Annotated in this window: 17 protein-coding genes; 7 read left to right on the top strand and 10 right to left on the bottom strand. The window is 51.3% G+C overall.

Annotation, left to right across the window (positions count from 1 at the left end; genetic code table 11):
• Positions 1–303 precede the first annotated feature (303 nt).
• The 4 genes from ACN0YH_RS03360 to ACN0YH_RS03375 form a co-directional block, all read right to left on the bottom strand.
• Positions 304–1,317 (bottom strand): hypothetical protein, encoded by a 1,014-nt coding sequence (locus ACN0YH_RS03360; protein WP_417378131.1) that lies wholly within the window; start codon positions 1,315–1,317, stop codon positions 304–306.
• Positions 1,318–1,492: 175 nt separating this feature from the next.
• The gene (locus tag ACN0YH_RS03365) at positions 1,493–2,365 is read right to left on the bottom strand and encodes a dihydroorotate dehydrogenase electron transfer subunit (protein WP_417378132.1); all 873 of its coding nucleotides are present in this window, start codon (positions 2,363–2,365) and stop codon (positions 1,493–1,495) included.
• Complete coding sequence (locus tag ACN0YH_RS03370) at positions 2,362–3,420, bottom strand: pseudouridine synthase (protein WP_417378133.1); 1,059 nt, start codon at positions 3,418–3,420, stop codon at positions 2,362–2,364. The genes ACN0YH_RS03365 and ACN0YH_RS03370 overlap by 4 nt, the downstream gene beginning before the upstream one ends.
• 115 nt (positions 3,421–3,535) lie before the next feature.
• Positions 3,536–4,585 (bottom strand): sigma-70 family RNA polymerase sigma factor, encoded by a 1,050-nt coding sequence (locus ACN0YH_RS03375; protein WP_417378134.1) that lies wholly within the window; start codon positions 4,583–4,585, stop codon positions 3,536–3,538.
• Positions 4,586–5,256: 671 nt separating this feature from the next.
• Between ACN0YH_RS03375 and aceE the strand changes: the two genes are divergently transcribed.
• The 4 genes from aceE (at position 5,257) to ACN0YH_RS03395 (ending at position 11,955) form a co-directional block, all read left to right on the top strand.
• Complete coding sequence (gene aceE, locus ACN0YH_RS03380) at positions 5,257–7,950, top strand: pyruvate dehydrogenase (acetyl-transferring), homodimeric type (RefSeq protein WP_417378135.1); 2,694 nt, start codon at positions 5,257–5,259, stop codon at positions 7,948–7,950.
• 56 nt (positions 7,951–8,006) lie between these two features.
• Entirely contained in the window at positions 8,007–9,320 is a 1,314-nt protein-coding gene (locus ACN0YH_RS03385) for a 2-oxo acid dehydrogenase subunit E2 (RefSeq protein ID WP_417378136.1), read from the top strand.
• 47 nt (positions 9,321–9,367) lie between these two features.
• Complete coding sequence (gene lpdA / locus ACN0YH_RS03390) at positions 9,368–10,795, top strand: dihydrolipoyl dehydrogenase (protein ID WP_417378137.1); 1,428 nt, start codon at positions 9,368–9,370, stop codon at positions 10,793–10,795.
• A gap of 77 nt (positions 10,796–10,872) precedes the next feature.
• Complete coding sequence (locus ACN0YH_RS03395; RefSeq protein ID WP_417378138.1) at positions 10,873–11,955, top strand: hypothetical protein; 1,083 nt, start codon at positions 10,873–10,875, stop codon at positions 11,953–11,955.
• A gap of 9 nt (positions 11,956–11,964) precedes the next feature.
• Here ACN0YH_RS03395 and bioA read toward each other — a convergent pair whose 3' ends face one another.
• The 5 genes from bioA to argH all read right to left on the bottom strand — a co-directional run bounded on the left by bioA (position 11,965) and on the right by argH (position 18,206).
• Positions 11,965–13,332 carry an adenosylmethionine--8-amino-7-oxononanoate transaminase gene (gene bioA / locus ACN0YH_RS03400; protein WP_417378139.1) on the bottom strand — a complete coding sequence of 456 codons (1,368 nt, stop codon included), beginning with the start codon at positions 13,330–13,332 and terminating at the stop codon, positions 11,965–11,967.
• A gap of 99 nt (positions 13,333–13,431) precedes the next feature.
• Positions 13,432–14,424, bottom strand: coding sequence for a malate dehydrogenase (locus tag ACN0YH_RS03405; RefSeq protein ID WP_417378140.1), 993 nt, complete (start codon positions 14,422–14,424; stop codon positions 13,432–13,434).
• Between the two features lie 233 nt (positions 14,425–14,657).
• Complete coding sequence (locus ACN0YH_RS03410; RefSeq protein ID WP_417378141.1) at positions 14,658–15,833, bottom strand: hypothetical protein; 1,176 nt, start codon at positions 15,831–15,833, stop codon at positions 14,658–14,660.
• Between the two features lie 138 nt (positions 15,834–15,971).
• The gene (truA, locus tag ACN0YH_RS03415; RefSeq protein WP_417378142.1) at positions 15,972–16,775 is read right to left on the bottom strand and encodes a tRNA pseudouridine(38-40) synthase TruA; all 804 of its coding nucleotides are present in this window, start codon (positions 16,773–16,775) and stop codon (positions 15,972–15,974) included.
• 51 nt (positions 16,776–16,826) lie between these two features.
• A complete protein-coding gene (argH, locus tag ACN0YH_RS03420; RefSeq protein WP_417378143.1) occupies positions 16,827–18,206 on the bottom strand; it encodes an argininosuccinate lyase in 1,380 nt (459 codons plus the stop codon).
• Between the two features lie 282 nt (positions 18,207–18,488).
• On the opposite strand from argH, the gene ACN0YH_RS03425 reads away from it, so the two are divergent.
• Together ACN0YH_RS03425 and queC are read left to right on the top strand one after the other, a co-directional pair.
• On the top strand, positions 18,489–19,124 hold the full coding sequence (locus ACN0YH_RS03425) for a hypothetical protein (protein WP_417378144.1): 636 nt from the start codon (positions 18,489–18,491) through the stop codon (positions 19,122–19,124).
• Positions 19,125–19,265: 141 nt separating this feature from the next.
• The gene (gene queC, locus ACN0YH_RS03430; RefSeq protein ID WP_417378145.1) at positions 19,266–19,964 is read left to right on the top strand and encodes a 7-cyano-7-deazaguanine synthase QueC; all 699 of its coding nucleotides are present in this window, start codon (positions 19,266–19,268) and stop codon (positions 19,962–19,964) included.
• A 5-nt stretch (positions 19,965–19,969) separates the two neighbouring features.
• Here queC and ACN0YH_RS03435 read toward each other — a convergent pair whose 3' ends face one another.
• On the bottom strand, positions 19,970–20,926 hold the full coding sequence (locus ACN0YH_RS03435; protein WP_417378146.1) for a nitrilase family protein: 957 nt from the start codon (positions 20,924–20,926) through the stop codon (positions 19,970–19,972).
• A 102-nt stretch (positions 20,927–21,028) separates the two neighbouring features.
• On the opposite strand from ACN0YH_RS03435, the gene ACN0YH_RS03440 reads away from it, so the two are divergent.
• Entirely contained in the window at positions 21,029–22,522 is a 1,494-nt protein-coding gene (locus ACN0YH_RS03440) for a leucyl aminopeptidase (RefSeq protein ID WP_417378147.1), read from the top strand.
• Positions 22,523–22,524: the final 2 nt, after the last annotated feature.

A 22,524-nucleotide genomic window follows, 5' to 3' on the forward strand; every position in this document is an offset into this window, starting at 1 on the left:
ATCGACCCTGATGCGTCTGTCTACCTTGATCATGACACTGAAAAACACAATCAGGATCTGCGTATCATGGGGAAAGAGTAAAAAGCTGACCACATCTTACAGATCATTTTGCTCTATTATACGTTGTAAAAGAAATGTTTTATAGTACTTTTTGACGGCGTCCCACAAATAAGACTCAGACCTCATAAGTTTTTTAATGACAGACACTTAAACAATAACGCAACTCTCTAAAAGCCTTCATCTCTTGATCGCTTCAATTCGATTTAACGATTCAAAACAGACAGAATCAATTCTGAACAGCAATTAACAGCCCTGTTTTTTCTGATAGCATTCTCCCAGATGAACCATCATCTCCAGCGCCAGCAGATCAGCTCGACTCATCACGTGCCGGGAACTACGATTCCCCAGACCTTTGACAATCAGTTCTACACACTGCAGATGGAATTCAAGAACCTGAGGAGGCGTTAAGTCAGCCGCCGCCAGTAATTCTGCAATCTGCAGGATTTCTTCTTTGAGGCTTCCTGCTCCCATAATCACATAGGTTCGTAGTAATTCGTGATAGTAATCCCGAACTTCAAACGGAATCTGCGGAAGTTCTACCGGGAGATCGGATTCGTGGAGATCCGGTGTATCGGCCCGTTCTGAACCAGACTGCGGTTCACCTAATGCATCTGGATAAACCAGGGTCTGCAGTTCTTCCACCATGGAACGCTGCTGATTCAGTAGACGTTCTGCTTCATCGCGTTCACGTATCAGTCGCCGGTGTTTTTCCACCTGCAATTGATGGTTTTCTTCGCCAAGTTGCTGAAAAAGTAAGGCGCGACGCACGACACTTAACAGAGCGGGTGACTCCCATAACGCGGTAGAAACAAGTATTTCCGCCTGATATTCACAGGCAGCCAGCGTGACCTGATCATCGGGAGCTGACAGCAACAGGACAACAGGCTCATGACATCCACTGATACGAATGGCGTTCAAAAGTTCCAACCGTGATTTTTTCAGTACGTTATCAATTTCGATCAGCAGACAGTCATAGCTGTCATTTCTCAGTTGTGTTAACGCTTCCTCCGCTGTAGATACCCATTCAAAGCGTGGTTCACTACAGCCGATCGCATCCAGTCGTAATGCCAGTCCCACCCATATTGGTCGTACCTCACTGATAAACAAGCCTTTAAAACCAGAAGGGATCAGTTGCTGAAGAGAACTCTCTGCCTGTTGCTCTTCGCAGTCGGTTGAGCCGGACCCTGTCTGACTTTGCATCAATTCGGCAAAGGATTCCGTGTCGATCAGATTGTGCTTATCATGTTTCACACTCATTATCGGGCCTGTCTATTGGCAGGACTATAGAGTTTTTTAATGAAAATTGTCAATATGAGATCGCTGCAACTGCTGACTTTAAAGCTAGTTATGATTCTCTGGCCCGTCCCGGCTCACAGAATACCCCAAATCGTCATCAGACCCAGGCTCAAAGCGGGAAATCCGCGGAACGGGATTAGAAGATCAGCGATTCCGCATTGAAAACAGGACCTTCAACACAGGTGCGCCGATAATCCCACTCCTCATCGCTGATACGGACTTTGGCCACGCAACTGAAGCAGGCACCAAAACCGCAAGCCATGGGAGTCTCCAGAGACAACCAGCAGGAAATCCCTGCCTGCGCAGCAATCTTGCTGACCGCTTCCATCATCGGTTCCGGACCACAACAGAAAATGGTTGTGGGTGGCTTCTCGTTTTGAATTCGCTGCTGTAACAACTCGGTCACAAAGCCCGGATGTCCGTACGATCCATCATCGGTCGCCACTTCGACATCCAGTCCCTCTAACTGAAAATCATCCAGACCAGCCAGATAGTCTTTTGATCGTGCGCCATAGAGCAGGCTCACACGTTCTGGCAGCTCCGGCAGGGTTCGCTCGGGTTGCCCGTATTTCCGCTGTCCCAATGCTTCTCGTGCTGTGGCCAGAAACGGTGTCTGCCCGATTCCCCCCGCGACCATAACCAGTGACCCGCTGCCCGGATGGGGAAACCCATTTCCTAAAGGCCCCCAGATCTCAACGCGATCTCCCGGTTGCCAGTGCGTCATCCGGGTCGTCAGTTTTCCGACCACGACATAACCAAAATCGAAGCCACTCGGCGTTCCACTTTCATCCAGACAGGTATCATACAAGGCGAAAGGCCGTCCCAGCAGGGGGTCATTGACTCCTGGTTCCCGCACCATGAAAAACTGGCCTGGTAAAATAACCTGCGCCACCTCGGGACACGCGAGACGCAATCGATAAGTGTCCTGCGCCATGCGTTCCTGCTCGACCACATGGGCTGAAAGATACTGGGGAGTTGCACAATCACTGAATTGTGAAGACTCTGTCATTTGCGCTTTCCTTGACGTGTCTGTTTGCCTGAAACATCGCCGATGATTCTACGTCCTGTTGTTTTCGGTTTCGTGGAGTCTGCTCCAGATTTTCGCCCTGGGGTGACAGACCGCTTTCCACCTGCTTTTTTACCGCCTGAAACTCTCTCTGAAACATTTTTACCAGCGGCTGCCCCTCGTTCACCCGACCTCTTACCCACAGCTTTTCGCGGTGCCCGGGCTTTCGCAGGTGCAGCGTTTTTCTTCCCCTTGCGATGACGGATGTCCGGGGAATGTTTCTCATTTAACAATTGCCGCAATTTTTTCAGCTCAGTATCGGTTAAACGCCGAAACTCCCCTGTTTTGAGTTTTCCCAGATTCAGTGGACCAAAGCGAATCCGGACCAGTTGAATGACCTTGTGACCGATTCGCGCCATCATGCGACGAATTTCACGATTTTGCCCTTCATGCAGCGTTAATTCAAGAAAGGCGCTCTTGCCCTGTTTTTTGAGATACTTGAGCCCCGCGACCCGAAACACGCCTTCTTTAAAACGGACCCCTTTTCGAAGCTCGTCCAGCTTTTCGCGCGGCGGATTCCCTACCACCTGCACATGGTAGGTGCGGGCAACACGATACCGGGGGTGTGCCAACCGCTGGGCCAGTTCACCATCATTGGTTACCAGAATCAGCCCTTCGCTGTTTTCATCCAGACGACCAACGGTAAACAGTCGCTGACCATCATTCGGAAACAGATCGACCACCCGTCTTCTACCCGCGGGATCATTATTGGTACAAAGAAATCCGGAAGGTTTATTCAGCAGATAATACCGACGGGGCTGAAGTCGAACCCGCTCGCCATCCACTTCGATTACTTGTGTTTCCGGATCAACCTTCGCTCCTAACTCCGTGACGACATCACCATCAATGCTCACGCGTCCGGTTTCGATATATTCTTCGCAATGACGGCGGGATCCCAGACCGGTGGCTGCCAGAAATTTCTGCAAGCGGATCAGGTGACTCTCGTCTTCGGCTGATGGTTCTTCGGGCTGGGTTTGCGGGTCGGAATCGGAACTCATGATTTTCAACTATGGTGAAAAGGAAAACGTAAGGAAAAGGCATTTTCGCCTGTGTTTCTTATAACACAGCGGGCGCGCGATACCAATTATGCTGCAGGGTTTCTTTACAGGGAACTCAAATGATTTCCGGAATATCCGGTATTTCCAGTTTTTGTTCCTCAATCGCTTCCCGCATTCGTTGCAGTGAGCGAATTGTCAACTGCCGAACCCGTTCTGTGCTGACCCCCAGGTCTTCCGCGATCTCACGAAACTTTTCCGGGGTATCTGATTTTGCAAGGCCAAACCGACGCTTCAGAATCAGTTGCTCCCGCTCATCCAGAGTGTGCAGTACCTTCTGCAGAACAGCATCAATGGTCTGGTGATAAGTTTCATGCGAACGCTGTGTCGAGCGGCTGTCGCTCATCCCCAGCGCCAGTGTTTCCGCACCATTCAGAAATGTTTTGCGGTATTTTCGCCCTTTTTTTGTAGTACGAAACAGAAAGTTACGCACTGCCCAGGTCCCATAGGTACTGAATCGGTTGCCACGCTCTACATCAAAAATCTCAACCGCGCGAATCAGCGGCAGATGACCGTCGCTGACAATATCTTCGAACAGATTGGCACGGTCAGTCAGATTTTTCGCGATTGAAACAACCAGACGCAGATTGGCTTGAATAATGTAATTTCTGAGTCGCCGTGCATCTTTCAGTTTCTGCTCAATCCGGTCCAACAGACCTATGCAGGGAGACTTCAGATCAATCTGTGACTTCAGCAACTCGGCACGAAATTTGAGATAATTCATCCCCCGGAACAGGATGACTTCCTGCTCCTTATTCAGCAGAGGCACTGTATACAGTTGCGCCTGCTGGAAATTGAATTCAGACACTTCGTAATCTGAATTCGGATTTAAATCCGTACACAGCTTCTGGAGTGGCTGCAAAATTTCATCTCTGGCTGCAGCTTGTTCAAACCGCTCACTGTAGACATATTCGATTTCAGTCGCATAGATCTGTTCGGCGCGTTTCTGTAACTCACGTGTAACGCAAACCTTCCTCATACGAACCGCTTTTTTGACGGCCAGCAGTTCGCACTGACAGGATTTCGACTGATCTGCAAGAATCGCCCGCTCACCCAGTTGGGAGAATGAATCCGCCTGCAGGAATTCAGCCGTCGATGTGCTGTACATGAAATAGAAACTCGCTGAAGTTATGCTTACTTAAATCGCGACCTCTCTTCAGAGACACTGCGGACATACTAGGAAATCTGTTTCAATAAAACAATTTTAACAGGCAGAATTGTTAATATTGCTCGATAATTAATGATCTTAAGACGGGGTAAGAACTTGTAGACACTTCGGACTCTGATTTTCAGCAGCTAAATTTTGACCATTCAAAACACAACTGACTATTATTACACCGCCAGGAATTCCGAGACGGACTCACGCCTTATTCAACAATAGCCGATCAATAAAATAAGGGGTGAACTCATCCGATGATCCCTTAAACCATTTCATTATTTCCGTCTCATTTTCCTCAAAAATTCCCTCCCAAACGCGATCTCAGTTCTGTTTGCCGTTTGCTATGTCTATTAAAGAGTTTAGACCCATTGCTTTGACTCGCAAAACAGACTGAAATTAGTTAGCATTTCCCTAACTGAGATCTGTCGCAGCATTCTCAACTCTGAATCGGAAGCTGAATGATCTCAAAAAAGAACCGTGATAGTTCCTTTAGTCGCGGTGCATACCTAGAATTGTAGAGAACTCATCTGCGTGATTTCTCCCTGGATGGCTACTGTCAGTGATCTAAGAGAAGTTACGCTCATCGAAAATACTTAAGCAGGTTGAAAGAACCATATCTCATGGTAGAACAGACAGTTACAGGTGCAGTGCCTGGAGTCGATCCGGCGGAACTCGAAGAATGGTTTGAATCGCTGGATGACCTTATCATCCGGTACGGTAAAGAGAGAGTCAAAAATGTGCTGGCAATCCTCCAGGAACGTGCTTATCGTCAGGGAGTGACGATGCCCTTCACGGCCAACACACCGTACATCAATACCATTCCCGTCGATGAGCAGACCCCCTTCCCCGGGAACCGTGAGATTGAACGTCGCATCAAAAGTATCATCCGCTGGAATGCGATGGCGATGGTCGTGCGTGCCAATAAATATCATGATGGCATCGGCGGACATATTTCAACCTATGCTTCCGCAGCCACACTCTGGGAAATAGGATTCAATCACTTCTTCCATTCCCGCACAGAAGATCACTCGGGAGACGTGGTCTACTTCCAGGGACACGCTTCTCCCGGTGTTTATGCACGTGCCTTCGTTGAAGGGCGCCTGACTGAAGAGAACCTCGAACGTTTCCGGCAGGAACTTCCCCGCGGTGGTGGACTCTCATCCTACCCGCATCCCTGGTTGATGCCTGAATTCTGGCAGTTCCCGACTGTCTCCATGGGTCTGGGCCCGATTATGTCCATTTATCATGCCCGTTTTCTGCGATACCTGCATAACCGCGGTATCATGGATACCTCCAAATCCAAAGTCTGGTGCTTTGTTGGCGATGGAGAAACCGATGAACCCGAAACCCTGGGAGCCATCACCCTCGCGTCCCGCGAACACCTGGACAACCTGATTTTTGTCATCAACTGTAACCTGCAGCGTCTGGACGGTCCGGTTCGTGGTAACGGCAAAATCATTCAGGAGCTGGAAGCCGCTTTTCGTGGTGCCGGCTGGAATTGCATCAAAGTCGTCTGGGGCAGTGACTGGGATCCCCTGCTGGCGGAAGACGAAGATGGACTCCTTGTTAAACGCATGGGTGAAGTCATCGATGGACAGTACCAGAAGTACGTCGTCGAGCCAGGTTCCTATATCCGCGAACACTTCTTTGGTGACAACCCCGAACTGGCAAAAATGGCAGAGCACCTGTCTGACGACCAGCTCAAACGCATGAAGCGTGGTGGACATGATCCTGAAAAAGTCTACGCTGCTTTTAACTCGGCTGTGAACCACACAGGTTCTCCCACCGTGATCCTGGCGAAAACCATCAAAGGTTACGGCCTCGGTGAAGCAGGCGAAGGCCGAAACATTGCACATAATGTGAAAAAGGCGAACGAAGAAGAATTAAGGGATTTCCGATCTCGTTTCGGTATTCCGATTCGCGACGAAGACGTCAAGGACACTCCCTTCTATCGCCCCGATGAAAACAGTCCCGAAATGCAATACCTGCAGAAAAAACGGGAAGAACTAGGTGGTTATCTCCCCAAACGGACGCCCACCGAAGAACGGCTGGAAACGCCGACCCTGGAATCCCTCGATAAATTCCTGTCGAGTATGGCAGGCAAAAAAGGGTCCACTACCGGTGCCTTCGGCATCCTGCTGGGTAGCCTGTTGAGAGACAAAGTCATCGGCAAACGTATTGTCCCCATCATTCCTGATGAAGCCCGTACATTCGGTATGGAAGGCCTCTTCAAACAATGTGGTATCTACGCCAGCCAGGGACAGTTATATGAGCCGGTCGACCGTGATCAGTTGATGTACTACAAAGAAGCAAAAGATGGGCAAATTCTGGAAGAAGGCATCAATGAAGCGGGAGCGATTTCTTCGTTCATCGCGGCAGGCACCGCCTACGCCAACCAGGGTGTCAACATGATTCCCTTCTACGTTTATTATTCCATGTTCGGATTCCAGCGTGTCGGCGATCTGGTCTGGGCAGCAGCAGATTCCCGCACCAAAGGTTTCATGCTGGGAGGAACTTCCGGGAGAACCACACTCAACGGTGAAGGTCTGCAGCACCAGGATGGACACAGCCATGTCATGGCTTCCACCGTACCGACCTTGCTGGCGTACGATCCAGCCTACGCTTATGAGCTGGCTGTCATCATCCAGGAAGGTTTGCGTCGCATGTACCAGGAAGGCGAAGAGATCTTCTATTATCTCTCCGTCTACAATGAAAACTATGAAATGGCTCCCATGCCTGAAGGCGATCACGTCGTTGAAGGCATCATCAACGGAATTTATAAATTCCGGGCTCAGGAAGTGGAAAAACCGGCTGTCTCAATGCGGCCACAACTGTTTGGCAGTGGTCCCATCCTGCGTGAAGTGTTGCGGGCCCAGGAAATCCTGGCGGAACAGTTCAACGTCGCGACAGACGTCTGGAGTGTCACCAGCTATAACCAGTTGGCCCGGAATGTCAAAGACGTCGAACGTGAGAACAGGCTGCATCCGGATGCAGAGCCACAGAAGTCATATCTGGAAACGATCTTCGAAGGAGTCGCAGGCCCCTTCATCGCTTCCAGTGATAACATCAAGCTGGTCGCAGACCAGATTCGTGAAGACATTCCCGGTAATTACTGTGTACTGGGAACCGATGGGTTCGGCCGCAGTGAAACCCGTGAATCACTCAGACGTCATTTTGAAATTGATGCTGAAAATGTAGTCGTCGCAACGCTGGTCTCTTTAGCCGAAGAAGGTCAGTTCGATAAATCAAAGCTGCCTGCCATCATTAAAGAACTGGGAATCGATCCGGAGAAAGTGAATCCACGGCTCGCTTAATTCCCTAATAACAGGTTTCATTGAAGCATTACCACAAGAAGATAGAACAGAATACTATGGCTACTGAATTTAAACTTCCTGAAGTGAGTGAGGGTGTCGAGACAGCGGATGTCGGACAAATCTCTGTCGCGGTAGGCGATACAGTGGAGCAGGGACAGGTTCTGATGGACATTGAAACCGATAAAGCGGTCGTCCAGCTCGAATCGCCTTACTCAGGGACTATTGCAGAGCTCAAAGTCTCTGAAGGTGATTCGGTCTCAATCGGCGCGGTTTTGCTGTCGATTGAAGAATCCAATGGTGCTCCTTCCGCTCCCGCTGCAGAAAAGCCAGCAGAACCCAAAGCAGCAGCACCAGAACCGGCCAAAGCCGAACAGCCTGCTCCTTCTGAAGCAAAAGAAGAAAGCAAACCAGCTGCACAACCAGCTGCTGCGAAACCTGCTTCCACGGTTTCGTCTGGCGATAAACCACCTGTTCCCGCTGGTCCTGCCACTCGCAAACTGGCTCGTAAGCTGGGAGTTGACCTGCATCAGGTCACCGGCTCCGAACCCGGTGGTCGCGTCACTCAGGAAGACGTCGAGAACTACGTGAAGAACCTGATCGCCAATGGCAGTCCTGCAGGTGGTGGCGGCGGTATCACTGTTCCTCCCCTGCCTGACTTCACCCAGTTCGGAGAAGTGGAACGCAAGAAACTCAAAAAGCTGGCACGTGTCTCTGCTAACAACCTCAGCCTTTCCTGGCAGGTCATTCCCCATGTCACACAACACGACCTGGCGGACATCACCGACCTGGAAACAGCACGCAAGCTGTTCATCTCCAAGCCAAATTATTCGGGCCCTAAAGTAACCATGACTGCCCTGGCCATGAAAGCCATCGCCATCGCGCTGCACGAATATCCCAGCTTCAATTCCAGCTTCGATACGCAGACCGATGAAATTGTTATTAAAAACTACATCAACATTGGCGTTGCCGTTGATACCGAAAACGGCCTGGTCGTTCCGGTTGTCAAAGATGTTGATAAGAAAAACATCATCACCATTGCCAACGAAATGAACGCATTGGCAATCAAGGCCCGCGATCGTAAACTGGAAATGAGCGACATGCAGGGCGGCACGTTTACCATCACTAATCTGGGTGGACTCGGTGGTACGTCCTTTACACCGATCGTCAATTATCCTGAAGTTGCCATTCTGGGTATGTCACGCTCGCGGCATGAATTCCAACTGGTGAATGATAACCCCGTTCCCCGCCTGATGCTCCCGCTGTCATTATCATACGACCATCGAGTCATCAACGGTGCAGATGCTGCTCGATTCATCGTGCGTCTTTCCAGTTTGCTCTCTGATCCGTTCAATCTGCTGGTTGACTGCTGAGATCGTTATCTACACTGAAGTAATACAATAAAAGGTTGATCGATATTATGTCTGGATTAGCTACCAGAGAAACGGATATTGTTGTCATCGGCGGTGGCCCCGGCGGTTATCCGGCGGCATTTGAAGCAGCTGACAAAGGCTATAAGGTCATCATGGTCAATGATGACGTTGCCCCCGGTGGTGTCTGCCTGAATCGGGGTTGTATTCCCTCCAAAGCGCTGTTGCACGTCGCCAAGCTGATCAACGAAACCAGAGAATCCGCTGAGTGGGGTATCACGTTCCAGAAACCGGAAATCAACCTCGATCAGTTACGGGACTTCAAAAACAAGGTTGTTACACAGTTAACCGGCGGTATCGGACAACTGGCCGGTGCCCGCAATGTGGAAATCCTCAAAGGCTTTGGACGGTTCAAGGATGCCAACTCGGTAGAAGTCTCGAAACAGGATGGCACCAAAGAAACGATTCAATTTAAATACGCGATCGTGGCTACAGGATCTTCACCAGCTGTCCCTCCGGTATTCGATCTGGATGATGACAGAATCATGGATTCCACGGGTGCCTTGGAACTGGCTGACATCCCTAAAAAATTGCTCGTAGTTGGCGGTGGTTACATCGGCCTGGAAATGGGTAGCGTGTATGCTGCACTCGGCTCGGAAGTCACCGTGGTAGAAATGACAGGCGGACTGCTCCCCGGTGCCGACCGCGATCTGGTTCGCCCGCTGCAGAAACGTCTTACCGAAAGCTTTGCCGCAATTCACCTGAATACCAAAGTCGAAAAACTGACTCCCGGCGACAAGGGAATCACTGCCGACTTGAGCGGTGAAGGCGTCGAACCTCAACAGGTCTTCGATCGCGTGCTGATTTCGATTGGCCGTCGCCCCAACAACAAAGGCATCGGCTTCGAAAATACAAAACTGGAACTCGACGAACGCGGCTTTATCAAACACGACGCGCAGCAGCGGACTGCCGAGCCTCACATTTATGCCATTGGTGATATTGCAGGCGAACCAATGCTGGCACACAAGGCAACCCGTGAAGCCAAAGTTGCCGTTGATAGTATTGCCGGTGAATTCGGCGAGTTTGATAACATCGCCATCCCAGCGGTCGTCTTCACCGATCCGGAACTCGCCTGGTGTGGCGTGACCGAGCAGGAAGCCAAAGACCAGGGACTGGATGTGGAAATCACCCGTTTCCCCTGGGCTGCTTCAGGCAGGGCCCAGACTCTGGGCCGCACGGAAGGTCTCACCAAAATGATCTTCGACAAAAAAACCGGACGCGTGCTCGGCGTCGGGATCGTTGGACCGGGTGCCGGTGAACTGATTGCTGAAGGCGTGATCGCTGTCGAGATGGCTGCCGTCGCAGAAGACGTCGCCCAAAGCATTCACGCCCATCCCACGCTGTCTGAGACCTTAATGGAAGCGGCAGAAGGTTTCATCGGTCAGGCGACACACATGTATAAACCCAGGCGAAAATAACTGACGTTCGAACTGTAGTCAGAATCGACTGCAGTTCGGATCAAAATAAACAGGAAGCAGCAAAAGGGCGTTGTTGAATGCGATTTCATAAACAATCAACGACGCCTTCTTATTTTAGCCGCCGTGATCAGATTCGGCTGTTTCGACTGGTTGCTGCTTTAGGTGTCATTTTCCTCGCAATGCTTTACGCATCGCGCGAAGAAAACTGGTACTGGCTCACGGGACGCCCCGCAGACGATCCCGCCCGACAGCAGGCCAAAGAAGCGCCCCGCGAAATTGACTTTAGTGTCAAGGAAAAACCGACACTGAGACCGGAAGAATTTCTCTCTGAGCCAGCACCTGAAATCGAGGTTCCCGAGCAGGTCATCACCCAGTTGGAAAGTGGTGAATTTGATGTGCGTGTCGATCCGCGACTGCTGAATTCCGTATCCGACAGTACCCTGGGGATTCGGTCTCATGAGGCGAACGCTCTGTATTATCTGCTTGCCAAAGCTACTGCCATCCCGCAGAACGTTCTGGAACAGTCAGCAGAACCTGCACCGCCATTTGTCGTGGTCATGACAGAATCTCCCCAATACCGGGGAACACTGATGACCGTCAAAGGACAACTGAAACGACTTAGATCTCTACCTGTCGAAGAAAACAAGTACGGTGTGTCTTCCCTGTACGAGGGTTGGTTTTTCTCAAAAGATTCCGGGACTCATCCCTGGCGAGTACTCTGTACACAACTCCCGCCGGGAATCCCTGTCGGTGATAACCTTACAGATATGCCTGAAGTCCAGGTTACTGGATATTACTTTAAAAAATACGGCTATCCATCAGCATCCGGAAAACTTCAGACAGCACCATTGCTGATTGCCCGCCAGGTCCGCTGGTTTCCCCCTTCGCAACAGACCGCTCCCTCTTCCTCAGGAGCAGTCAAATACATTGTCAGTCTGTTTCTGGTCATTGGCATCGCGCTGGGTTTCCTGATCTGGAGATTTATGGTCAGCGATCAGAAGTTTTCCCGCAGTCGAACCGCGAAACTGATGCAGCGCCCTGACATGTCCATGGACAGTCTGAACAATATCGAAACCGTGGACATCAACGATGTATTGAAACAAATGGGCCAGGAAAATCAGGAACCACCTGCCTCAGATCAGACCGACCGCCAGAAATGACACAGCAGGTCAAGCAACCTGCATCTGAATCGCTTCATCAATCGCGGCAAACACGGTATCACACAGTTGTTCAATCAGCTCGGCGGGCATCCCCGGGGCTGGCATCAGAATGATCACATCCCCCAGCGGACGCACAATGACTCCCTTCTTTCTGGCAGCCAGTGTCACCTGGTGCCCCATGCGTTGCTCAGCAGGAAAAGCAGATCTGGCTTCGCGGTTCGCAACCAGTTCAATCCCCACCATTAACCCTTTGTGACGAATCTCTCCGACGTGCGGATGATCTTTGAGCTCATCCAGACGTTTCGCCAGAACTTCAGAAGTCTCCCGAATGTTATCCAACGTCCTGTTTTCATCGAACAGTTTCAGCGTGGCCAGAGCCGCGGCACAAGCCAGAGAGTTCCCTGTATAAGTGTGTCCGTGATAAAACGCATTATAGTCTGTGTGAGCACCTTCAAAGGCAGCGGCGATTTCATCGGTCGTCATCGTCACCGCCAACGGTAGATAGCCACCAGTAATCCCTTTCGCCAGACAGAGAAAATCAGGAGTCACCCCTTCCTGCTCGCAGGCGAACATCGTCCCGGTCCGTCCCAGGCCGACTGCCACTTCATCGGCAATCAGTGGAATTCCATACTGGCTCGTCAGCTCCCGCACGCGTTTCAGATAACCAGTCGGATGCATCAGCATACCAGCCGCCCCCTGGACCAGCGGTTCAATCACAAATGCTGCCAGTCGCTGATGATGTTCTGCAAGCAGTCGTTCGAGTTCTGCAAAGCAGAATTCAAGATAACCCGCTTCCGTGTACCCCTCAGGACGATGATAGGCTGTGGGGCACGGAATCTGTACTGATTCAAACAGCAGCTTGCCGAAGATCTGATGAAAAATCGAAATCCCGCCGACACTGACCGAACCAATCGTATCTCCATGATAAGCATGCTGCATACATGCAAACAGATCGCGGGGCTGCTCTTCAGCAACAGGCTTCTGTGAATGATACTGAAACGCCATCTTCAGCGCAATTTCCACTGCCGTCGAACCGCTGTCCGAATAAAAGACTTTGGTCAATTCAGCAGGCGTGCGTTTGACCAGTTCATCCGCCAGTTCAATCGAGGGCACACTCGCCAGCCCTAATAATGTCGAATGCGCGATCTGGTCCAGTTGATCACGGATTGCCTGATCCAGCTCAGGCACCCGATGCCCGTGCACATTGCACCATAGCGACGACACGCCATCCAGATACGTACACCCATCCGTATCGATCAGCAAGAAGCCATCGCCCGATTCGATGATCGGAACGTTCTCATCGCGGTGCCCCTGCATTTGGGTAAACGGATGCCAGACATGTTCATTATCGATTTTACGTAACTCGTCAGACTGCATTTTTGACTCGGAATGGTTTTCATAGATGATTATAAAAAGAGAAAGAGCCACGTCGATTGAGCGTGACTCTTTCACTGAGACTTCAATTTTTACACAGGACTAACCAGGCAGCAGGTCACGAACGACATCCCGTTCATCCCGCAATTCCTGCAAAGTCGCTTCAAATTTGGCTTGAGCAAAATCATCATGCTCCTGACCTTCGACGATTTTCCAGGTAGTTCCGTCACTGGTCAGGGGGTAACCACAGATCAGGCCTTCATCTACACCATAGCTGCCATCACTGCAGACAGCAGCTGAGAAACTTTCGCCCAATGGGGTCGGTGTGATAATGCTCTTGATCGTATCGAGGGCCGCATTTGCAGCAGAAGCAGCACTGGAAGCACCACGAGCCTGAATGACGGCGGCACCACGTTTCTGCACGGTTTCGATGAATTCGCCGCGTAACCAGTCATGGTCTTCAATAATTTCAGGAACCGGATTACCGTGGATTGTTGCATGATAGAAATCAGGGAACTGAGTCGCTGAGTGATTGCCCCAGATGTTCATATTCTTAATCGCTGAAACAGGTTGACCTGCTTTCTTGGCGATCTGTGTCATGGCACGATTCTGATCCAGACGGGTCATGGCATACCAGCGATCACGGGGGACTTTAGGAGCATTGCTCATCGCGATCAGGCAGTTGGTATTACAGGGATTCCCGACAACGAGAACTCGGACATCATCAGCAGCAGCAGCTTCAATTGCTTTTCCGGTACTGGTAAAAATCGGACCATTAATCCGAATCAGGTCACCGCGTTCCATGCCGGCTTTACGGGGAATACTTCCGACACACACGACAAAGTTACAGCCCGCAAACGCGTCTTCCAGATGGTCACTGTCTGCTTTGACAACGCCAGCCAGAGTTGGGAAGGCACAGTCGTCAAGCTCCATCTCAACTCCGTCTAATGCGGACAGCATCGGAGGAATTTCGACAAGATGCAGAATGACAGGCTGGTCAGGGCCAAAAATTTCCCCGGAAGCCAGACGGAACAGCATCGCGTAGCCAATCTGGCCTGCTGCCCCGGTTACCGCAACTCGAATCGGATGAGTCATCTCTTAAACACTCCTTAACATTGAATATTACCAGTGTACCTGCCCCTGAACACAGGTCAGGATTAATGCGGAATCTTACGTTTTTTTACCTCCCTGCGGACAGATCGGCAACCGTCGTGAGGCATCTGTTTCTAATTTCTGGAGACTACTGCGCATTGCCCGTAAATAGAGGTCAGAAACTTGAATAAATCCAGAGATTCCGGCAAATCTGTCTCAAGCAGACAACATGGTCATTACTGATTGAACAGCACGGTTCCACCGATAGCCACTACAGCCGCGGCCAGTGAAGCAAACATGATTTTCACCCAGCTGTAAGGACGCTCCCCATTCACTTCGCCAGTCGCTGCGTTCACGGCGACCTGATACAGCGTATCCTTATATTTGTAACTCATCAGCCACAAAGGCAACAGCAGGTGTTTGTACGTAATAGCATCGTAATGACTCTCGACTGAATCAACCCGCTGGGTATCGCCGCCGATGCGGCTGCAGACTTCGGAATACAAAGCGGCATCGATCCGCTCTTTTCCCAGCACGAACCCGTCATCCAGTTCGATCTCATAAGTTCGCGCAGTAAAGCCCGCCAGATAGGCATGCTTAAACGGAACCATCAGATGCAGTGGAAACGGTTCCAGTTCGCGAATCAACTGTCTTGGTAAGCCATGCGAAGCCAGAATGATCACATCATCGAAAAAACGCTGAAAGGCCCCCGAAGCGGGATACCACCGCGTCCGTCTTTCCTGCCGACGGTTCTTACCTGTCCCCACTGTAACATAATAATACTCACCCCGCTGACCGGAATAGCGGGTACTGGTCATCGAATCGTAAGTGAAATAAGGCATATATACGCCGTGAAATTTACCCTCGACCCCCTTCTCTACAAACTCATTCGGCGCAAACCAGAGTGACTTCACCCACGCTCGTAACTGTTCCCGCGCAACAGGTTCTGCAATCAGAAATGGCAGAACCGCATCCACGGGAACCCGCTTTTCAGAGGTATGTGCATGCTCCAGCTGAATGGGAGACGCACAATATGGACATTCGGAACTGGTAACTGAATCCACAAACAGCAGCGTGGCACCACAACTCTCGCAACGCACTTCCTGTTCCCGCTCGTCTCCTTCCTGATCCGGTTGTTCCCGCAGTTCACGCAGGTGCGCCAGCATCGCGTAGATATCCTGCTCTTCGACTTCCCGGTCCGGGTCGATGCCGATCTCTTTTTCATATCCACAATGAGCACAACGCAGTTTCTGTGTTTTAATATTGAAGACCAGATCGGCACCACAACTCTCGCAGGGAAAGATCCGGCCATTCTCATCGTCTATCCGTTCTCCCCCTCCATCAAATGAGTCTTCCAGAAAGATAGGCTCATCGGCATCGTGCGGAGGTAAAGGCGGTGGTTGTTGACTCATCTTTCACTTTCCGGATTGAAGGTGGCGAACCCTTCAATCTCCCTGAATCCGAATGGATATAATCCCGGTCCCTTAAGAACACTCGACTTACAGCAAACGTAAATTTTCCCCGTTTGGATCAAATCTAATTTGCAGAATTCATTCCGGATAGTCAACCTGAACCAGATATAATCCACAGGCCGGCGCAGTCGGCCCGGCCTGGGAACGATCCATTCCTGCCAGAATATTCTGTACATCGTTCGGAGTCCAGCGGCCAACGCCGACTTCAAGCAGTGTCCCCACAATCGCTCGTACCATATTGTATAAAAAACCGTCTGCCACGATATCAACCGTAATAAACTCCCCTCCGGTTGAATTGCCCGGCGAGAGATCCGCCTGCTCCAGTCTCCCCCAGACAGGCCAAACCCCGGTCCGCTGGACCGTCAGTTCTTTAATCGTCCGCACGCTGGTCGCTTTATTCGGGAAATGTGATTCAAAAGAACGAAAATCATGTTTCCCCAGCAACTCCTGGCCGGCGATATGCATACTGTCAGAGTCCAGCGGGCGGCCAAACTCACTCACATATCTTTTCAGGAACGGGTAAGGCACTGCAGAATTGTGAATCACATACCGATACCGTTTCTGAACCGCCGAATAGGTCGCATGAAAGTCTGGCTGTACTTCTCGTGCTTCGCGCACACAGATACTGTCTGGCAGAAACCGCTGTAATCCTGTCTGCAGGTTCTTACAGGGAATGGCTGATTCCGTCTGAAAACTGGCCACCTGACCTAGCGCGTGCACGCCGGCATCCGTGCGGCCGGCAACCAGCACCTGACTTCGCTGCTGCGTAAGCTGTTCAATCGCCTTTTCCACACAAGCCTGGACTGACGGCCCATTGGGTTGCACCTGCCACCCCGCGTAGTCTGCTCCATCATAGGCTAAAGTCAGTTTGATATTTCTCATGGACATTCAGTTATCAGAGATCAGCAGGCGCAGAAGACTACAACAATTCTCTTACAGTCCCAGTTTTTTCTTCCAGTACTCGGTCTGTTCCTGCACCGGTGCTTCTCCCCCTGAACCAAAACTGCAGAGTGCCGCCATCGCATTACGCGCCCCCAGGACCTGGTAGATGTCCTCTTCAATCTGCGGACAGGCCTGCTGTAGATCCTCTAAAGACAGATCTACCAGACGAATGGAACGGGATTCACAGAGTGAAACCAGTTTTCCTACGATACCATGGCCGGTCCGCATTGGCGTCCCTTTTTTGATCAGGTATTCCATCAGCGCGGTCGCGTCAAGAAATCCATCTTCCAGCTTATTGGCGATCGTTTCCTGCTGCAGGTCTGCCCCTTCTACCATTGCTGCTGCCAGTTCCAGGCAGGCAGCTACTGTATCATAGGCATCGAACAGCGCCAGCTTGTCTTCCTGCATATCACGGTTGTAAGCCATCGGCAGACCTTTCAACAACACCAGGATCTGCTGCACATCGGAGATAGGTCGGGCCGACTTGCCACGAATTAATTCCAGCACATCCGGATTTCGTTTTTGAGGCATAATCGAAGAACCCGTCGTAAATGCATCGGGCAGTTTGATGAACCCGAATTCCGTGGAGAACCAGGCAATCCATTCTTCCGCCCAGTTACTCAGATGGGTTGCGGTCAACGCCATACAGAAACAGAACTCCGCCAGGTAATCCCGGTCACTGGAGATATCCAGACTGTTGCGGGCTACGTCAGTGAAATCCAGCAGTTCCGCCGTGTAATGCCGATCTATGGGCAATGAAGTTCCCGCCAGAGCCGCACCTCCCAGTGGTGAGACATTCACCCGCTTCAGGCAGTCCTCCAGTCGTTGTCGATCGCGGTCGAATTTCTCACAGTAAGCCAGCCAGTAATGGGCGGCTTTCACCGGTTGTGCCCGCTGCAGGTGTGTGAAGCCAGGCAGTACGAGATCCTGGTCTCGATCGCAGCGTTCGACGAATGCGGTCTGCAGATCTTTGAGCAGACCGTCCACGCGTTGAATCGCTTCACGAGTGTAGAGCTTCAGATCAGTCGAAACCTGATCATTACGGCTCCGCGCGGTATGCAGTTTGCGTCCCACATCGCCGATCCGTTCGATCAGTGCGCTTTCAATATGCATGTGGATGTCTTCCAGATCAAAACGAAACTCGAAATTTCCGGCTTCAATTTCACTACCGATCTGGGTCAGCGTCTCAACGATCTGCGTGCATTCGTCATCACTGATCAGTCCGACCTTGGCCAGCATGCGGGCATGGGCCTGCGACCCCTGAATGTCCACTGCCGCCAGTCGGCTATCAAAACTGATCGATTCCGTAAACGCTTCCACGCGGGCATCAGTTTGCTGTTGAAATCGTCCTCCCCAGGCTTTTGCGGCCACGGTGCTTCTCCACTGCAAGTTGAATTTGAAAGTTGATCTCGGATCCCTGTGACAAAAGGTAACAGGTCCTGAACAGGAGATTAATCGGCAGACCGCCATCCATCAAGCCGCCTGCCAGCCCGGAGTCAAAATGCAGCGATAATTTATGCTTTTTGGCCCGGTAATCTGGTTTTTGTTGGTAAATGGTCTCTTTCCCCCTTTACGATGGAATTCAGAGCGTGGCATTTCTGCCTCGCTTCGACACATCCGAAGACTACAATTTGAACCTTTGAAGCCACTAACATGAAAAACTTCCTGCTACTCCTGACCACTGTTGCCTGCCTGCTGGGAATCTCCCAGTCGGAAGCTGCTATTGAAGCTCAGAAACCGGTTTCTAACTCAGAAACCACAAGCACTGACGCAACTCCGGAGTGGATTGTTCAGATTTCACCGGCTCCGGGTGTGAATTCGTATGCCACACGGGAAACCCGCTTTCCCCTGGATCAAAGACCGCATCCTGTTGTCAGCAAGTCTGACTCAAAAGATCTGATCGTCATTACGCCGCGTGCGATTCCTGATGTTAAATCCACCGCGATTTGTGAAAACTGCACCGCACATTCGACACCAATTAATCGCAGTTATTACCTGCGATCCATGCCCTGGTATCAGAGTTCCTCATTCGCACGTCTGCAGGGTTCCCCGGCCAGTTACATGTACGGTGATTTCATTCGCTCTAACTGGTTTGGTTCGCCTTACCACGGAAACACATTCTATTACAACGGTTACCGGCCTTCCTTCCGTTTTGGTTCTCTGCAGTTCCGTGGATTTGGTAATTATGATCGCATGTATAATCCGCGGATTATTCCCTTTGGATATCAGTTCGCCGGTCTGCGTGATTTTTATGCGGCTCTCGCGATTGCCTCTCAACTTGGCTTGTAATCGTCCTCTCAAAGTTATCTAAAACATGTCTCTCCTTCTCAAGAGGATTGCATCCGCAGATCGCTCCTGCTAGTTTTCAGTTTTCAACCTGCCTGCAGGTTTTTTTAAACGTAACTGATCCTCGAAGGAGTCTGAATATCAATGACGACTGAAGCCCCTAAAGCCGTCGTTCTCGTCAGTGGAGGCCTCGATTCGGCAACAACATTAGCCATTGCTGCCGATGCCGGGTTTGAACTGTATGCCCTGTCTTTTGATTACGGTCAGCGCCATCGGCACGAACTGAAAGCAGCGGAGAAAGTCTGCCAGTCATTTGATGTCAAAAGATTCGTGACCTTCCCGCTGGATTTACGCGTCTTTGGTGGTTCCGCATTGACGGCTGATATTGATGTCCCCAAAGATCGCTCTGACCATGATCTGGAAACCGGCATCCCCATCACCTATGTCCCCGCGCGGAATACTGTCTTTCTTTCAATCGCATTGGCCTGGGCAGAAACGCTGAACGCCTTTGATCTGTTTATCGGTGTGAACGCTGTGGACTACAGTGGCTATCCCGATTGTCGTCCCGAGTTCATCAGTGCCTTTCAGACAGTCGCTTCACTGGCGACAAAAACCGGAGTCGAGCATTCTGGCCACTGGAAAATCCATACTCCCCTCATCTCGTTGAAGAAAGCTGACATTATCAAAACAGGTATGGAGCTAGGCGTCGACTACGGACTGACACACAGTTGCTACGATCCACTACCTGACGGCACCCCTTGTGGCCACTGTGATTCCTGTCAGCTTCGCGCCAAAGGTTTTCAGGAAGCCGGTTACGCCGATCCCGCATTAAAAACAGACTGACAAACTCAACTGGACGGTTTCAGTTCCCAGCCAGGCTCTGTGACCGGTGGCTCCACCGGTGCTTCAACCAGTTTTCCATACAGGTCCGGTCGACGGGCACGTATGTAACGACGTCCCCCGGCCTGATTTAGTTTTTCATCCGTGCACAACGCAATCGCGATATCATCCCCCAGTTTTGTACATTCGGCTATGATCTCCCCAAACGGATCCAGAATCATCGAGAGTCCCGGTTTGATTTCCTGATCATCCATGCCAACCGGGTTTGTGAAGATCGCATACACGCCATTATCATAGGCCCGTGCAGGCAGCCACTTCATCAGCCAGCCTTTCCCTTTCGGTCCCTGAAATTCCTGACGTAACCTGACCGGATCACGATCGCGATTGTGCCAGAGTGCAGGATCCACCAGGCCGCGTCCGGGCATCACGGACGGCAGACAGCAGGTCACATGAGGCATAAAAATAATGTCGGCCCCCAGCATCGCTGTCATCCGCACATTCTCAACCAGGTTATTGTCGTAACAGATCAAAATACCACAGCGGCATCCCCGCAGATCGAAAACCACATACTCGCTGCCTGAAGCCAGATGCGAATTCACAAACGCATGTAGCTTGCGAAAACGGGCTACCAGTTCACCGCCATCCACGCAGATATAGGTGTTATAGACTTCACCCTGATCCACTTCGAACAGCCCCGCCAGAATCGGCACTCCCACTTCCTGTGAAATCTGCATCAGCTCCCGGGTACTAGGGCCATCGGGAACCTGCTCCGCCAGTTCCAGCAGTTCCTCTTTCGAGAATGATTGCACAAACGTGTAAGCGGGGATACAACACTCATGAAAGCTGACAATTTCTGCTCCCTGTTCGACCGCCTGTTGTGAGAGTTCACGAATCCGTTGCAGATTAAAAGCTTTGTCTCTATTACGGTGTTCAAACTGGACGGCAGCGATCCTGATGTCTCTCATTTCGTTTTTATTCCTGATCTGCTAAACTGTAGAACAACCAATCTGTGGAACAAACCTATCTTAATCTGATGATTTTCAACAATAAAGGGACTGATCGAACCGATGGCAACGCAATTTTCAAATGAATCACTCTCCTCTCTCACTGCTGACTGGCTGGTTCTGGGGCTGGCCGAATCGGCTCCCCTGAATGCCCCTATTGCTGAACTGGATCAGGCATTAGGCGGTCTGATTTCCCGACTGATCGAAAGCGAAGACTTCACAGGTAAGGCCGGCACAACCACCACACTGCTCGGCATCACCGAAATCAAAACACCACGCATTCTGCTGGCAGGGCTGGGAACTGCCGAAAACATCAGTCTCGCATCGCTGGAAAAAGCGATGAAAACCGCCGCCCGTTCGATTTCCAGTAAACCGAATACCAGTGTCGTCGTTGCCCTGCCCGAGATCGAAAACAGTTCACTCTCGTCAGAACAATTCGCCACTGTGATCAGCGCATCAATGATCGTGGGTGCCGTCGGCCAGGATCTGTATCGCAAAGAAGCAGCACGGTCTCCCTTCCAGCAGATCACGATCGCAGGCAACGGTGATGCAGCCACTTGTCAGCAGGCAGTGGATCGTGGTTCGGTTCTGGGGGAATCGATCAACCTCGCGCGGGAAATGGTCAACCGCCATGCGGGAGACATTTTCCCCATCAGTTTTGCTGACCGTGTGCTCGAAGTGGCGAAGTCGACAGGACTCGAAGCCGAAATTCTGGATGAAAATCAACTCAAACAGGAAAGGATGGGCTCCATGCTGGGCGTCGCACAAGGCAGCGATCAGCCAGCCCGTCTGGCCATTCTGAAATACCAGGGGGCAGACGCTTCTGCTCCGACCCTGGCGCTGGTCGGCAAAGGAGTCACCTTCGACAGTGGTGGACTATCCCTCAAGCCCAGCGACGGCATGAAAACAATGAAGTGTGACATGGGGGGCGCCGCAGCAGTCCTGGGAGCCTTGAATGCAATCGCCCAACTCAAGCTGCCCGTGAATGTCATCGGCTATATGGGCCTCGTGGAAAACATGGTCAACGGTTCGTCTTTTAAACTGGGAGATGTCCTGACGGCCCGCAACGGCAAAACAATCGAAGTCCTCAATACTGATGCTGAAGGTCGACTCGTTCTGGCGGATGTTCTCTCTTTCGCCGTCGATCGTGGTGCTTCCAACATTATTGACCTGGCGACATTGACGGGGGCCTGCGTAGTTGCCCTGGGCGAAGAAGTAACCGGGGTCTTTGCAAATAACGCCGACTGGTCCCAAGCGGTCCAGGATGCAGCACAAGCCAGCGGAGAAGATGTCTGGGAAATGCCCATGTTTCCGCAGTTTGCCGATCAACTGAAAAGCGATGTCGCCGACCTTAAGAATATCGGAACCCGCTGGGGCGGTGCGATCACAGCCGCTAAGTTTCTGGAGAACTTTGTCAGCGAAACCCCCTGGGTTCACCTGGATATCGCTGGACCGGCATTTGCATCTGCGAATGCCCCTCACCGCGAAGGGGGGGGAACTGGCTGCATGGTCAAAACTCTGGTAGAAGTCGCCGCGCAGTATGGCTCATCCAAATAAGA

The sequence above is a fragment of the Gimesia sp. genome (assembly GCF_048262075.1).
Classification (GTDB): Bacteria; Planctomycetota; Planctomycetia; order Planctomycetales; family Planctomycetaceae; genus Gimesia.